General features: G+C 68.3%; 16 protein-coding genes. 7 read left to right on the top strand and 9 right to left on the bottom strand.

All coding sequences use genetic code 11. The features are described 5' to 3' along the window. Window positions 1-244: 244 nt before the first annotated feature. Together C8C96_RS03795 and C8C96_RS03790 are read right to left on the bottom strand one after the other, a co-directional pair. Entirely contained in the window at window positions 245-772 is a 528-nt protein-coding gene (locus C8C96_RS03795; protein WP_055401191.1) for a gamma carbonic anhydrase family protein, read from the bottom strand. A gap of 87 nt (window positions 773-859) precedes the next feature. Further along, window positions 860-1,597: a TetR/AcrR family transcriptional regulator gene (locus C8C96_RS03790; RefSeq protein ID WP_121941479.1), complete on the bottom strand. Its 738-nt coding sequence runs from the start codon at window positions 1,595-1,597 to the stop codon at window positions 860-862. Between the two features lie 152 nt (window positions 1,598-1,749). Between C8C96_RS03790 and C8C96_RS03785 the strand changes: the two genes are divergently transcribed. Continuing rightward, window positions 1,750-2,859, top strand: coding sequence for an MBL fold metallo-hydrolase (locus C8C96_RS03785; RefSeq protein ID WP_121941478.1), 1,110 nt, complete (start codon window positions 1,750-1,752; stop codon window positions 2,857-2,859). Between the two features lie 16 nt (window positions 2,860-2,875). Here the strand turns inward: C8C96_RS03785 and C8C96_RS03780 are convergent, their stop codons facing one another. Beyond that, a complete protein-coding gene (locus tag C8C96_RS03780; protein WP_121941477.1) occupies window positions 2,876-4,327 on the bottom strand; it encodes a PLP-dependent aminotransferase family protein in 1,452 nt (483 codons plus the stop codon). Window positions 4,328-4,424: 97 nt separating this feature from the next. Between C8C96_RS03780 and C8C96_RS03775 the strand changes: the two genes are divergently transcribed. Together C8C96_RS03775 and C8C96_RS03770 are read left to right on the top strand one after the other, a co-directional pair. Then, window positions 4,425-4,904, top strand: a complete 480-nt coding sequence (locus C8C96_RS03775) for an OsmC family protein (protein ID WP_121941476.1) — start codon at window positions 4,425-4,427, stop codon at window positions 4,902-4,904. Window position 4,905: 1 nt separating this feature from the next. Further along, the gene (locus tag C8C96_RS03770) at window positions 4,906-5,541 is read left to right on the top strand and encodes an FMN-binding negative transcriptional regulator (RefSeq protein ID WP_121941475.1); all 636 of its coding nucleotides are present in this window, start codon (window positions 4,906-4,908) and stop codon (window positions 5,539-5,541) included. A 112-nt stretch (window positions 5,542-5,653) separates the two neighbouring features. On the opposite strand, the gene C8C96_RS03765 is transcribed toward C8C96_RS03770, so the two are convergent. The 3 genes from C8C96_RS03765 to C8C96_RS03760 form a co-directional block, all read right to left on the bottom strand. Then, on the bottom strand, window positions 5,654-7,057 hold the full coding sequence (locus C8C96_RS03765; protein WP_121941474.1) for a homoserine dehydrogenase: 1,404 nt from the start codon (window positions 7,055-7,057) through the stop codon (window positions 5,654-5,656). 122 nt (window positions 7,058-7,179) lie between these two features. Then, complete coding sequence (locus C8C96_RS24835; RefSeq protein ID WP_156358827.1) at window positions 7,180-7,329, bottom strand: hypothetical protein; 150 nt, start codon at window positions 7,327-7,329, stop codon at window positions 7,180-7,182. 101 nt (window positions 7,330-7,430) lie between these two features. Then, window positions 7,431-7,676, bottom strand: coding sequence for an ATP-binding protein (locus C8C96_RS03760; protein WP_121941473.1), 246 nt, complete (start codon window positions 7,674-7,676; stop codon window positions 7,431-7,433). A 70-nt stretch (window positions 7,677-7,746) separates the two neighbouring features. On the opposite strand from C8C96_RS03760, the gene C8C96_RS03755 reads away from it, so the two are divergent. Beyond that, on the top strand, window positions 7,747-8,049 hold the full coding sequence (locus tag C8C96_RS03755) for an acylphosphatase (protein WP_121941472.1): 303 nt from the start codon (window positions 7,747-7,749) through the stop codon (window positions 8,047-8,049). Here C8C96_RS03755 and C8C96_RS03750 read toward each other — a convergent pair. The 3 genes from C8C96_RS03750 to C8C96_RS03740 all read right to left on the bottom strand — a co-directional run bounded on the left by C8C96_RS03750 (window position 8,027) and on the right by C8C96_RS03740 (window position 10,975). Next, window positions 8,027-8,839: a DUF72 domain-containing protein gene (locus C8C96_RS03750; RefSeq protein WP_233584144.1), complete on the bottom strand. Its 813-nt coding sequence runs from the start codon at window positions 8,837-8,839 to the stop codon at window positions 8,027-8,029. The genes C8C96_RS03755 and C8C96_RS03750 overlap by 23 nt on opposite strands. A 61-nt stretch (window positions 8,840-8,900) precedes the next feature. Continuing rightward, the gene (locus C8C96_RS03745) at window positions 8,901-10,220 is read right to left on the bottom strand and encodes a HAMP domain-containing sensor histidine kinase (protein ID WP_121941471.1); all 1,320 of its coding nucleotides are present in this window, start codon (window positions 10,218-10,220) and stop codon (window positions 8,901-8,903) included. After that, on the bottom strand, window positions 10,217-10,975 hold the full coding sequence (locus tag C8C96_RS03740; protein WP_116750215.1) for a response regulator: 759 nt from the start codon (window positions 10,973-10,975) through the stop codon (window positions 10,217-10,219). The genes C8C96_RS03745 and C8C96_RS03740 overlap by 4 nt, the downstream gene beginning before the upstream one ends. A gap of 179 nt (window positions 10,976-11,154) precedes the next feature. On the opposite strand from C8C96_RS03740, the gene C8C96_RS03735 reads away from it, so the two are divergent. The 3 genes from C8C96_RS03735 to C8C96_RS03725 are packed head-to-tail and all read left to right on the top strand — an operon-like array spanning window position 11,155 to window position 12,994. Then, a complete protein-coding gene (locus C8C96_RS03735; RefSeq protein ID WP_121941470.1) occupies window positions 11,155-11,667 on the top strand; it encodes a DUF2147 domain-containing protein in 513 nt (170 codons plus the stop codon). Next, on the top strand, window positions 11,664-12,386 hold the full coding sequence (locus C8C96_RS03730; protein WP_121941469.1) for a cytochrome c biogenesis CcdA family protein: 723 nt from the start codon (window positions 11,664-11,666) through the stop codon (window positions 12,384-12,386). The genes C8C96_RS03735 and C8C96_RS03730 overlap by 4 nt, the downstream gene beginning before the upstream one ends. Before the next feature lie 35 nt (window positions 12,387-12,421). Beyond that, window positions 12,422-12,994, top strand: a complete 573-nt coding sequence (locus C8C96_RS03725; RefSeq protein WP_121941468.1) for a thioredoxin family protein — start codon at window positions 12,422-12,424, stop codon at window positions 12,992-12,994. The last annotated feature ends 19 nt before the right edge of the window (window positions 12,995-13,013 follow it).

Raw genomic sequence — 13,013 nt, 5'->3', positions numbered from 1 at the left:
CGTGGAACCCCCGATTATCCCGGCCCGGCTTTATCCCTGGTGGGTGGGGGGCGCCGGGGGCACCGCAGCCGCGTGGGGTGTGCCGCTAGGGATGTCCTGCATCACCCTCGCGAGTCGGTGGTAGTGCGGATCAGGACAGGCCGCAAGGCGTCTTTTTGCAGCCAATAGCGGGCTATTGGCAAGAAAAGCAACGCAGCGGACTGCCTGAGACCGCGCTATCACAGACCGCAGGGAGTGATGCAGGTCATCCCTGGTAGTTGTTCTTCACCCGCACATAGTGCTCGGCTGAATATTTCAGGTACGCAATCTCTGCATCGGTGAGCGCGCGCTGGCGCACCGCAGGGCGGCCGATGTAGAGGTAACCGCTCTCCAGCACCTTGCCGGGCGAGACCAGGCTGCCTGCGCCCAGCATCACGCGGTCTTCGATGATGGCGTCATCCATCACGATGGAGCCCATGCCGATGAGGCATTCGTTGCCGATGCGGCAGCCGTGCAGGATCACCGAATGGCCCACCGTGACGTAGTCGCCGATGACCAGCGGCGAGCCTTCGGGCTTGCTGGCGTTGCGGTGCGACACATGGCCCATGGTCAGGTCTTGCACGTTGCTGCACACGCCCACGGTGATGCGGTTCACATCGCCGCGCAGCACGGCGTTGCACCACACCGAGCTGTCGCGGCCCAGCGTGACGTCGCCGATGACCTGGGCAGAGTCGTGGATGAAAACGCCGGTGTCCAGGACCGGGGCGGTGTCGAGGTAGGGAGCGAGGGGCATCTTGGTGTCAGGCTGCGTGGAAAGAACGGGCGAGCGTAGTGCAAATTGCACCTCACGCTGGTTTGCTGGCCAGGGTGGTGGCGTGGGTCAGCGCGCTGGGGCGCGGCGAGGGGCAGGTTTCGCAGAGGTGGCAACAGGGGCTGCCGCTGCCTTGCCCGTGCTTCCAGCCTGGGATTTTTTTACGGGGGCCTTGGCCTTCTGGGTGGGCGCGGCGTAGAACCCCAGGAACATGTCCACCGCATCCCCTACCACTTGCGCTTGCTGTGCGGCGCTCAAAGGTGGCTGGCCCATGGCCAGTTGGGGCCAGAACGCAAATGCCTTGACCATGCCCTGCAGTTGCTGCGCGGCGTAGGGAACATCCATGGTGGCGCTCAGGCGGCCATCCTGCTGGGCCGCGCGCAACCAGCGCGGCAAGCCCTCTTCCTTGGCCGAGAGCTTGGCGGTGATGCCGCGCGCGCGCTCGGGGGTGTGCATCATGTCGGCCATGGCCACGCGGCTCAGGTCGATGAAGCTCGCGTCGTTGAGCAGGCGCATCTTTTGCGCCAGCTGCTCCAGCAGCTGGTCGCGCAGCGGGCGTGTGGGGGTGTAGGCCAGTTCGTCGGGTGACTGGCTGCGCTCCCACATCAGCAGCAGGATGGCTTCGAACAGTTCTTCCTTGCTTGGGAAGTGGTTGTACACCGTGCGTTTGGACACATCCGCCGCTGCGGCCACGCGGTCCATGCTGGTGCCGTTGAAGCCGTGTTCGCGGAACTCGCCGATGGCGGCCTGCACGATGGCATCGCGCTTGCGGTCGGTCAGGCGAGGGGTGGGCTGGGAGGCGATCATGGGCAAATTTTACACCGGGTAGTTTACTTTTCTAAAAAGTGAACTACACTGTGCAGTGTAATTTCTATGTCGCAGATCCGGTGTCACTCTCCATCGCCCGCCGCCGCCGTCTGCTCCCGGCACTTTGTGTCGCCTTTGTTGTACTGATCGCCATGGCCTACAGCCTCTTTTCCCGCGCCGCCCAGCCGGTGGCCGCCTATGAACAGTCGCCGCAGTTTGCGGGTGGCAAATTTCGCAACGTGGCACCCCGCCATGCGCTGGGCGCCCTCAAGACGCTGCAGGTGATGTGGCGCTTTGCCACCGGCAAGCCCGACGACTCGGTGCCGCGCCAGCCCGTGCCGGTGTACGCGGTGATGCGGTCAGACCTGCTGGCCGCGCCCGACCTGAGCCTGTGGCGCCTGGGGCACTCCACCCTGCTCTTCAAGATCAACGGCCAGTTCTGGCTGACCGACCCGGTGTTTTCCGAGCGCGCCTCGCCGTTCCAGTTCATGGGGCCCAAGCGCTTTCACGCGCCGCCCATCACGATTGACGAGCTGCCGCCCATCACCGGCGTGATCCTGTCGCACGACCACTACGACCACCTGGACTACGCTGCCATCCAGAAACTCGCGCCCAAGGTGGAGCACTTCATCACACCGCTGGGCGTGGGCGACCGGCTCATCGCCTGGGGCGTGCCGGCGGCCAAGGTGCAGCAGTTGGACTGGTGGCAGGGCACCACCATCGGCGGGCTGCAGCTGGTGGCCACGCCTGCGCAGCATTTCTCGGGCCGGGGCCTGTCGGACGGCAACAGCACGCTGTGGGCCTCGTGGGTGCTGATCGCGGGTCAAGGCGCTGACCAAGTCCGCGTCTTCTTCAGTGGCGACACGGGCTACTTCGACGGCTTCAAGGCCATTGGCGAGCGGTTCGGCCCGTTCGATCTGACGCTGATCGAAACGGGCGCCTACAACGCCGACTGGCCCGACATCCACATGCACCCCGAGGAGAGCCTGCAGGCCCATCTGGACGTGAAGGGGCGCCATCTGTTCCCCATCCACAACGGCACGTTTGACCTGTCGCTGCACCCGTGGGTGGAGCCGTTCGAGCGCATCACCGCGCTCGCAGCGGCAGCGCAGGTGCCGCTGGTGGCGCCCATCATGGGCGAGCGGCTGGACATCGGCGCGCCCGCGCTGTCCACGCACTGGTGGCGCAAGGTGCAGCCGCAGGCTGTGGTTCAGACGGAGGGCCTTGGCACGGCCCTGGCCCCGCAGCCCGGCGCGTGGTGAAGCACCAGCGCCCGCATCACCGCTGACGCACGAGACCGCCCACCACGCGAGCGGCTGCGCGGATCTCTGCATCATCAAACCCCGCATAGCCCAACAGCCAGCCCCGGCGGGCCGACTGCATCGCATAGCGCGACAGCGGCGCCAGCATCACGCCCGCCGCCAGCGCCTGGCGACTCAGGGTTTCGTCGTCGGTGCCGGGTGCCACCTCGTGCAGCAGGTGCATGCCACGATCGCTGGTGGCCAGTTGCCAGGCGCCGTTGCTGGCCTCGGCCAGTGCGGTGCGCAGCGTGTGCTGCCGCTGCAGGTACAGCTCGCGCATCTGCCGCAGGTGTCGCAGCAGGTGGCCTTCGGCAATGAAGCGCGCCAGCACCGCCTGGGTGTCGCCGGGTGCGTGCCGGTCGGTGATGGCGCGGGCCATGGCAAAGGCCTCCACCAGCGCGGGCGGCACCACCACAAAGCCCAGGCGCAGGCCGGGGTGCAGCGTCTTGCTGAAGGTGCCCACGTACAGCACGCGCTCCGAGCCCGGCAGGCTGCACAGCGCGGGCACGCGCTGGGCCTTGCCATCGTTCTTGCCGTACTGGAACTCGCCGTCGTAGTCGTCCTCGACCACCCAGGCGTCATGTGTGCGCGCCCACTGCAGCAGCGCCTGCCTTCGCGCCAGGCCCATGCACGCGCCGGTGGGGAACTGGTGCGTGGGTGTGACGACGGCCATGCGCGCGTTCGGCCATTGCGCCGCAGCGGTGTCGATGCGCAGGCCGTCTCCATCCATGTCCACCGGCCGCGCCAGCGCGCCGTGGCCCAGCAGGCTGGCGCGGATGCCGGGGTAGCCGGGGTCTTCCACCAGCACCTCGTCGCCCACGTCCAGCAGCAGCCGCGCAATCAGGTCAATGCCCTGCTGCGAGCCCGAGCACACCACCACCTGCGCCGCATCGCAGCGGATGCCGCGCGAAGCCCACAGCCATTGCGCCACGGCCTGGCGCAGGTCGGGGTCGCCAGCCGGGTCCAGGTACTGCGCGCGGTGGCTGCGCTGGCCTGAACTGGCCTGGCGTGTCAGGCGGTCCCACAGCGCAAACGGAAAGGTGGCGACTTCGGGGGCGCCAATGCGAAACGCCTTGGCCGCCGCCAGGGGCGGGCGCCAGCGCGCCGCCGTGTCGGCTATCAACTGCCCCCGGCGAGACAGGCCCCGGGGCGGCGCCACCAGGCCTTGCGGGGCAGGCAATGTGGCGGCCACGGCCTGCGACACATAGGTGCCGTCGCCCACGCGGGCTTCCACATAACCCTCGGCCTGCAGGCGCTGCACGGCCCACAGCACGGTGTTGCGCGACACGCCCAGGCTGGCCGCATGCTCGCGCGAGGGTGGCAGGCGGGTGCCCGCGCGCAGGCTGCCCTGCTCGATGGCGCGGCGCAGTTGCGCATACACCTGCTGGCGCAGGGTGGCAGTGGTTCGATTGGTTCCGGGGCTGGGCACAAATTGGCCCTTTCAATGGGGTGACGCACTCATAAACTGAAGAACCATTGTAGAAACCCGGGCCCCCTAACGGGTCCGATCCTCTTGAAAGCACCCCATGGCCGAGCACACCGCCACCATCACCTGGTCCCGTGGCACCGACGACTTTCTGGACAAGCGCTACCACCGTGCCCACACCTGGCAGTTTGACGGCGGCGCCACCGTGGCCGCGTCGTCGTCGCCCCATGTGGTGCCGCTGCCGTACTCCGACGCGGCGGCGGTGGACCCGGAAGAAGCCTATGTCGCCGCGCTGTCGAGCTGCCACATGCTGTGGTTCATGGACTTCGCCAGTCGTGCGGGCTATCGGCTCAACCACTATGCCGACGCGGCCGTGGGCACCATGGCCAAGAACGCCGAGGGCCAGCTGGTGGTCACCCATGTGCAGCTGAGGCCCGTCACGCGCTTTGACGCAGCGCACGTGCCCAGCGCTGCCCAGCTGGACGACCTGCACCATCGCGCCCACACATCGTGTTTTCTGGCCAACTCGGTCAAGACGCAGATCGACTGCGCCCCGGTGCTTGAAGTGGAAGGGGGCTGACATGGCCAACCCCAACCGGCAGTTTCAGGTGGCCGATGCCGCCGCCCAGCAAGCCCTGGTACGTGCCCAGCCTTTGGCCACACTGGTCATTGCGCACGAAGGCGCGCAACACGTCAATCACATCCCGCTGTACCTGGACCCGGCGCGCGGCCCGCAGGGCACGCTCATCGGCCATGTGGCGCGCGCCAACGCGCTGTGGCCGCTGTTGCCCCAGCAGGCGGTGGCGGTGTTCCACGGCCCGCAGGCCTATGTGTCGCCCTCGTGGTATCCATCGAAAGCCCTGGACGGCAAGCAGGTGCCCACCTGGAACTACGCCACCGTGCACGCCCACGGCGCTTTAAGCGCGTTTGACGACCCCGCACGCCTGCGCGGCATCCTGCACGCCCTGAGCGAGCAGCACGAGGCCCACCGCGCCGACCCCTGGCGCATCGACGACGCGCCGCCCGACTACATCGACAAGCTGCTGCGCGCCATCGTGGGCATCGAGCTGGCGGTGGAGCGCTGGGAGGGCATCTGGAAGGTGAGCCAGAACCGCACCGACACCGATCGCGCCGGTGTGGTGCAGGGCCTGATGGCAGAGGGCACCAGCACGGCCGAGGACATGGCGGCGCTGGTGCTGGGCCGGTTGATGGCGTGATGGCTGCGACCGGAAGGGGCTATCAAAATTGATAGCATCTCAGGCATGGTGCACTAGCGCTACAGCCCGTTTTGGCGCCAAAACCTCGTGCTAACACGTTTTCAGGTGCCCTTCACCCCTCCAGCGTCTCCACCCGCAGCGTGACCACCGGCCCCGCCACCGCAGGGTGCGCCGCCAGTGCAAACACGGCCAGGTCCACGGTGGACTGCGCCACGGCATCGGTCAGCACCAGCACCTGGGGGCCGCTGCCGGGGGGCAAGGCCTTGTCATGCGCCAGTGCCACCTGCAGCACCGGCACGTGCTGCGCAGCCAGCCAGGCGCCCACGGCCTCGATCTGCTGCGCGCTGTGCACCGGCACGCGCAGGTAGTGGCGTGTGTGCACGGCCGCGCGGGGCAGTACTGCCAGTTGCTCGTCCACGGCCTGGGGGTGGAAGCCCAGGTGTGGCACGCGCTGCGCCGCGTGGGTGCCATCGAGCCGCGCCACGTCCACCAAGTCCGCAATCACGGCCGACGCGGTCTGCTCCGACCCCGCACCCGCGCCGTAGTACATCGTCACGCCCGACGCATCGCCCTTCACCATCACGGCGTTCATCGACCCGTTCACATGCGCCAGCAAATGTGTGGCGGGCACCAGCGCGGGCTGCACGCGCAGTTCCACCCCCTCCACATTGCCTTCCGAGTCACCCTCCTTGCGCCGCTTGGCCACGCCCAGCAGCTTGATGCGAAAGCCCAGTTGCTCGGCGCAGGCCACGTCCAGGCCCTGCAGTGCGGTGATGCCCTCCACCTGCGCATCGGCAAACCGCACCGGCATGCCAAACGCATTGGCCGCCAGCAGCGAGATCTTGTGCGCCGCGTCGATGCCCTCGATGTCAAACGTCGGGTCGGCCTCGGCGTAGCCCAGCGCCTGGGCCTGGGCCAGCGCTTCGGCAAAGCCCACACCCTCGTCGCGCATCTTGCTCAGGATGAAGTTGGTGGTGCCGTTGATGATGCCCGCCACCCACTCGATGCGGTTGGCCGTGAGGCCCTCGCGCAGCGCCTTCACGATGGGGATGCTGACCGCCACCGCGCCTTCGTACGCCACGGCCACGCCGTGCTGGCGCGCGGCGGCAAAGATCTCGTTGCCATGCTCGGCCAGCAGCGCCTTGTTGGCCGTGACCACATGTTTGCCCGCACGGATGGCGGCCAGCACCCAGTCGCGTGCGGGGCCGGTGCCGCCAGCGGCCTCCACCAGCACATCCACGTCGGGGTGCGTGGCGACCTGCATCGGGTCGTTGGTCAGCGCCACATCCTTGCCCACCAAGCTCATGGCGCGGGCCAGGCTGCGGGCGCAGACCACCACCAGCTTGATGCCGCGGCCCGCACGGCCCGCAATCAGCGCCTGGTTGCGCGCCAGCACGCGGAAGGTGCCTGCGCCCACGGTGCCAATGCCAATCATGCCCACGCGCAGGGGGCGCATGGCCGTGGCGGACGACGGCAACAACGGGGCTTCGAGGGACTGGACGGGATCGCGGTACATGGACTTCTCCGGCTAACGAACAAACAAAAAAACCCAGCTGCCAGAGCTGGGTTTCGTGCATTCGTCTTGGGGGAGAAGAGAGCGATCACCAGGTGGCTGCCGAAACGGCCACCTGCGCGTGCTCAGGTGGCCGCGGTGGTAATGGTGGTAATCATTCGTGCACCCAGTGCCCGCTGTTCACCATTGGCCCGCGTGAGTGCGGGCGGCATCATGCCCATGCCTTGGAAGGCAGCGGCGCGTGCGGTGGTGATGGGGAGAGAGGTGAACGACATGAAGAGCGCAGTGTACCGGATGCAGGCCGGGGCCTGTCAACCCGCCTGTACGCGCTTATGCGCATCTGTGTGCGCCTGTGTGAGCCTGTGGCGCAACGGCCTCATCGGGCCTGGGTGGCCGCCACCCGCACCATGCGGATCGCATCGAATGGGCAGCGCACCGCACACAACGCGCACCCGGTGCAGCCGGGCGCATCGTGCAGGGTGGAGCACTTGGGGCCCCAGGGCCCCGTGCCCAACACCTGCAGCGACAGCACATGCGGCGGGCACACCGCAATGCACCAGCCGCAGCCGGTGCAGCGCTGGGGGTCGATGGTGGGCAGGGCCTTGGGGGCGGTGGTGGTCATGTGGTGCGGTGTTGCTGGCAGTGTGCCCCTGGAGCGGGCTCCCCACAAGGAGCGCGCTACAGTGCCCCCCATGAACGCAGAACCCCACTCCACCATCACCCGCCATCTGTTGATCACCGGCCAGGTGCAGGGCGTGGGCTACCGCTGGTCCATGGCGCAGGCCGCCAATCGACTGGGCGTGACGGGCTGGGTGCGCAACCGCCAGGATGGCCGCGTGGAGGCCTGCGCCTGGGGCCCGGAACCCGCCGTGCTGGCGCTGATCGACTGGGCGCACCAGGGGCCAGCACATGCGCGGGTGGACCGCGTGGTGGTAGGCAATGTGCCCGATGGCGGCGCGGCCCCGCAGGGCTTCACGCAGCGCGAGACGGTGTAGCGCTCAGCTGCCTGAGCAACTCCATCGCCCCTGCCGGCGCCCGCTCTTTGGCGCCGTTGATGAAGTACACAAACGCATCGCGTGGCCGGTCGCCGCTGGTCCAGGTGCGCACGCCCTGTGCCCATTGCGCAATCGCATCGGCGGTGTAGCCCGTGGGCACATCGGCCTGGCTGCGCATCAGCCGCAGGTAGGCAAAGTCGGCCTCTGCATCCGCGATGGCGGGAAATTGGTTGGAGTCGGTGTACACAGGCACGCAGCCATACCGTCGCGCCAGCGCCACAAACGCTGGCGTCGCAAAACTCTTGTGGCGCACATCCAGCGCGTGGCGCAGGCGCAGGCCCTCCACCTGCTGCGGCAGCAGGGCCAGAAAGGCCTCGAAGTCGCCCGGCTCAAACGCCTTGGTGGGCATGAACTGCCACACGATGGGCCCGAGCTTGTCCTTCAGTTCCGAGATGCCACTGTCGACAAACCGCGCGATCGAATCGCCCGCGTCCGCCAGCACGCGCCGGTGCGTGGCAAAGCGGTTGGCCTTGAGTGAGAACACAAAGCCTTCGGGCGTTTCATCGCGCCATTTGGCAAAGGTGGGTGGTTTGAAGGTGCTGTAGTAGGTGCCGTTGACCTCGATCGCCGTGAGCTGTCGGCTGGCGTATTGCAGCTCCCTGCTGTGCGCAAGCCCTGCGGGGTAGAAGCTGCCGCGCCAGGGCTCGAAGGTCCAGCCGCCGATGCCGACGCGGATGCGTGGGTTGCTGGCGCTGATCTCGCTCTGCGGGGTGCTGACAGGTGTGTCCACGGCGTTGCCCTTTTGAGAGTCCACGTAGCGGCCACTGTAGCAGCGGCGCTGGTGCGCATGCCTATGCCGGGAGCGCTTCTGGCAGCTCTACCCGCGCCTCCAGCCCCTGCGCGCCGTCCGCGCGCGGCCCCAGCACCAGGCGGCCGCCCAGGGCCTTGGCCAGCTCGCTGGCAATGGCCAGGCCCAGACCGGTGCCACCGGTGCCCCGGTTGCGCGAATCTTCCAGCCGCACATAGGGCTGCAGCACGGCGGCGAGGTCCGCCGGGGGGATGCCGGGCCCATGATCGATGACGCGCACCAGGCACTGGCCTGGCCTTTCTGCCTCCAGCGTCAGCTCGGCGGCACCCGCAAACTTGAGCGCGTTGTCCACCAGGTTGCACAGCAGGCGGCGCAGGGCCTGGGGGCGGGTGTCGCAGGTCACATCCACTGCCTGCAGCACTTGTACCGGCAGGCCGGCATCGGCGTAGTCGCGCGCAATGCTCTCCACCAGCGCGCGCAGGTCCACGCGCTGCGGGGGCTCGCGCACGGCCTGCGATGAGCGCGCGTAGGCAATGCCCTCTTCCACCAGCGACTGCATTTCGGCCAGGTCGGTGTGCAGCTTGTCGCGCAGCGTGGTGTCGTCCAGCAGATCCGCGCGCAGGCGCAGCCGGGTGATGGGTGTTTGCAGGTCGTGCGAGACGGCGGCCAGGATCTGCATGCGTTCCTGAAGATGTGCCTGGATGCGCTGCTGCATATGGTTGAAGGCAACGGCGGCGCGCACCACTTCGCGCGGGCCGTCTTCAGCCAGCGGCACGGTGGGGCGGTCGGCGCCCAGCGCATCGGCCGCATCGGCCAGCGTGCTCAGGGGCCGCGTGGCTGCACGCACGGCCCACGCGCACAGGCCCACCAGCAGCGCCAGCTGCAGTGCCAGCGCGCCCAGCACCCAGGGCGATATCTGCAGCCGGGGCTCGTCCATGTCCACGGCCAGGGGCGTACCGTCGGCCAGGCGCAGTTGCAGCCGCAGCTCGATGCCCGGCACATGGGGGTCGATCACCTGCATCGGGCGGTCAGTGGGCAGTGTGGCCGCCACAGCGCTGGCAACGAGGCGGGCCAGCTGGGACGGGTCGGCAGGTGCGTCCAGCGGTTCGGCCAGTGCAAAGCGGTAGTTGCGGCGCGCCAGCCGGTCCACCCACTGTGCGCGCTCGGTGGCAGGCAGGCGTTCCAGCATGGCGACCGAGCTGGCCACGTCGCTGGCGAAATACGACACCATGGCCCGCCGCATGGTCATGCTGCGCTCGGTGAACGCCAGCACAAACGTCAGCGCATGCGCCAACGCCAGGCCCAGTGCCATCACCAGCAGAATGCGCCCGAACAAAGAGCGCGGCCACCAGCGCGACGTCATGGCGCAGCTCCTGCGACTGCTGCCGCAGTTTGCACATCGGCGCAGAACACATAGCCTTCGTTGCGCACGGTCTTGATGTAGCGCGAGCCCCGCGCGCCGTCGCCCAGCCGCTGGCGCACACGGCTCACCAGCAGGTCGATGGAGCGGTCGAACACATCGGCATCGCGCCCCTGTGTGAGCTGCAGCAGCTGGTCGCGTGTGAGGATGCGCTGCGGGTGGTCCAGCAGCACACGCAGCAGGCGGTATTCGGCGCCCGACAGCGCCACCACTGCGCCCGTGGCATCGAGCAGGTGGCGTGCGGTGGTGTCCAGCCGCCAGTCGCCAAACGTGAGGTGGCGCGCGGGCTCGGCCTTGGCCAGATTGGGCGGCAGCATGCGCGTGCGCCGCAGCACCGCGTGGATGCGTGCCAGCAGCTCGCGCGCGGCGAAGGGTTTGGTCAGGTAGTCGTCCGCACCCAGCTCCAGGCCCAGGATGCGGTCCGCCTCGTCGCTGCGTGCAGTGAGCATGATGATGGGCAGCGGCGGCGCGCCGGGGCTGCGCAGCTCGCGGCACAGTGCGATGCCATCGGTGCCCGGCAGCATCAGGTCCAGCACCAGCAGGTCGATGCGCTGCGTGGCCAGCACCTCGCGCATTTGCCGCCCGTCGGCGGCCACACTCACCTGCAGGCCCTGGCGCTGCAGGTACTCGGCGGCCAGTTCGCGGATGCCGGCGTCGTCATCGACGATCAGGATGTGGTCGGGAGCGGGCGTCGTCATGGCGGCCATTGTCCGGGCTTTGGTGGTGCAGCGGTACGGGCTGGGTGGGCAGATATGTATCTCAACTTGTCTGCCCGATGCATCGACAAGCGCGCATACCAAAAGCCCCTGGCCAGACAAATCGCCGATACCTGCGCTGGCTTCAATGAGGTCTTCCTGAACTTCACGAGGACCTTGCCATGAAACCATTCATCGCCGTGACCGCCCTGCTGACCCTGGGCCTGGCGCAGGCAGCCAGCGCGCAAGAGGCTGCGGCAGCGCCGCCAGCCGCTGTGGCACCAGCGCCGGGCACCGCCCACCCCAAAGCCCCCCTGGGTCGCTGGATCACCGAGAGCGGCAATCTGGAAGTGAACATCGCTCCTTGCAATCCCGCTGGTGGCAACGCCCTGTGTGGCAAGGTGGTGCGCGTGCTGGCCAACCGCTCCATGAGCGCGCCGGGCGCCGACATGGCGGCGGCCGACGCGCGGCCTGCGCTGGGCATGACCCTGCTGTCGGGCCTGCGCCCGGCGGAGGGCGGCAGCAGCGAGTACCAGGGCGAAATCTACAACCGCGAGAACGCCAAGACCTACCGCGTCAACCTGACGCCGGCCGAGCCGGAACAACTGCTGGTGCACGCGTACGTGGGCATTCCGCTGTTCGGCAAAACCCAGGTGTGGCGCCGCCCGGCGGCCGAGCAGGGGAGCGGGCAATGACCATGGCCACCACCTCGCCCTGGCTGGCCGTGGCTGCCGGCATGCTCACGGTGGGGGCGCCCTGCGTGTTGCCCATGCTGCCAGTGGTGCTGGGGGCCTCGGTGAGCGGCGCCGACTCAGCGCGGCGCACACGCCCCCTGTTCATTGCCCTGGGCTTTGCGCTGTCGTTCGCGGCCGTGGCCCTGCTGTTCAGCAGCTTCACGCAGGTGCTGGGTGTGTCTCAGGAAGGCCTGCGCCGGCTTGCCGCCGTGATGCTGCTGGTGTTTGGCGTGCTCACGGTGTGGCCCCGGCCGTTCCAGTGGCTCAGCCAACATGCAGGCGGCGTGCTCAACCGCATGGCCAGCCTGGGCATGGGCAGCGGGGGCGGCAACTGGGGCGGACTGCTGCTCGGCCTGAGCCTGGGCGCGGTCTGGACACCCTGCGCCGGGCCGGTGCTCGCCTCCATCCTCACCCTCATCGCTACCGAGCCACCGGGGGTGGGCACCGCCCTACTGCTGCTCGCGTATTCCACCGGCGCAGCACTGCCCATGCTGGCCATTGCCTACGGCGGCCAGGCCGCGGCCACCCATGTGCGGCGCATTGCGCGCCACGCACACCGCGTGCAGCAGGTGTTTGGCGTGGTGGTCATTGCCATCGCGCTGGCCATGCTGTGGGAGGTGGATGGGCAGATCACCGCCTGGCTTACGCAGTTTTATCCCTCGGGCTGGGGCGGCCTGTAAGGGGCGCACTCCACCGATTGCAAGGAGCTTTCACCATGACATTGCACCCCTCTTCATCGCGCTTTTCCGAGCGCCGCGCTTTCCTGGCGTCGATGGCCGCTGCGCTGGCGGCCCCTGGCTTGGCGTACGCGGCGGGCCCCGCCAGCCCCGCCGCAGCGCTGCCCGACTTGGGCGCTGCGCCCGAGTTCACCGGCATCGAGCGCTGGCTCAACTCCGAACCGCTGAGCCTGGCGCAGTTGCGGGGCCGCGTGGTGCTGGTGGACTTCTGGACGTACGCCTGCATCAACTGCATCCGCACCCTGCCCCATGTGAACCGCTGGGCCGAGCAGTACACGCCCCAGGGGCTCACCGTGGTGGGGGTGCACACGCCAGAGTTTCCGTTTGAGCGCCCGACCGCCAACGTGGAAGCCGCCATGCGCCGCCATGGCGTGAAGCACCCCGTGGCACAGGACAACCGCTACGGCACTTGGAAGGCCTACAGCAACCAGTACTGGCCCGCCACCTACCTGATCGATGCGCAAGGCCGCATTCGCTACAAGCACTTTGGCGAAGGCGAGTACGAGCGCACCGAGGGCGTGATCCGCACCTTGCTGGCCGCGCGGGGCTGATCGGCCCGACCGATTCCGT

Origin of the sequence: Acidovorax sp. 100, assembly GCF_003688355.1 — a bacterium.
GTDB classification, from domain to species: domain Bacteria; phylum Pseudomonadota; class Gammaproteobacteria; order Burkholderiales; family Burkholderiaceae_C; genus Acidovorax; species Acidovorax delafieldii.
Note: the sequence above shows the minus strand (reverse complement) of the source record. Positions and strands in the feature narration are given on the sequence as shown.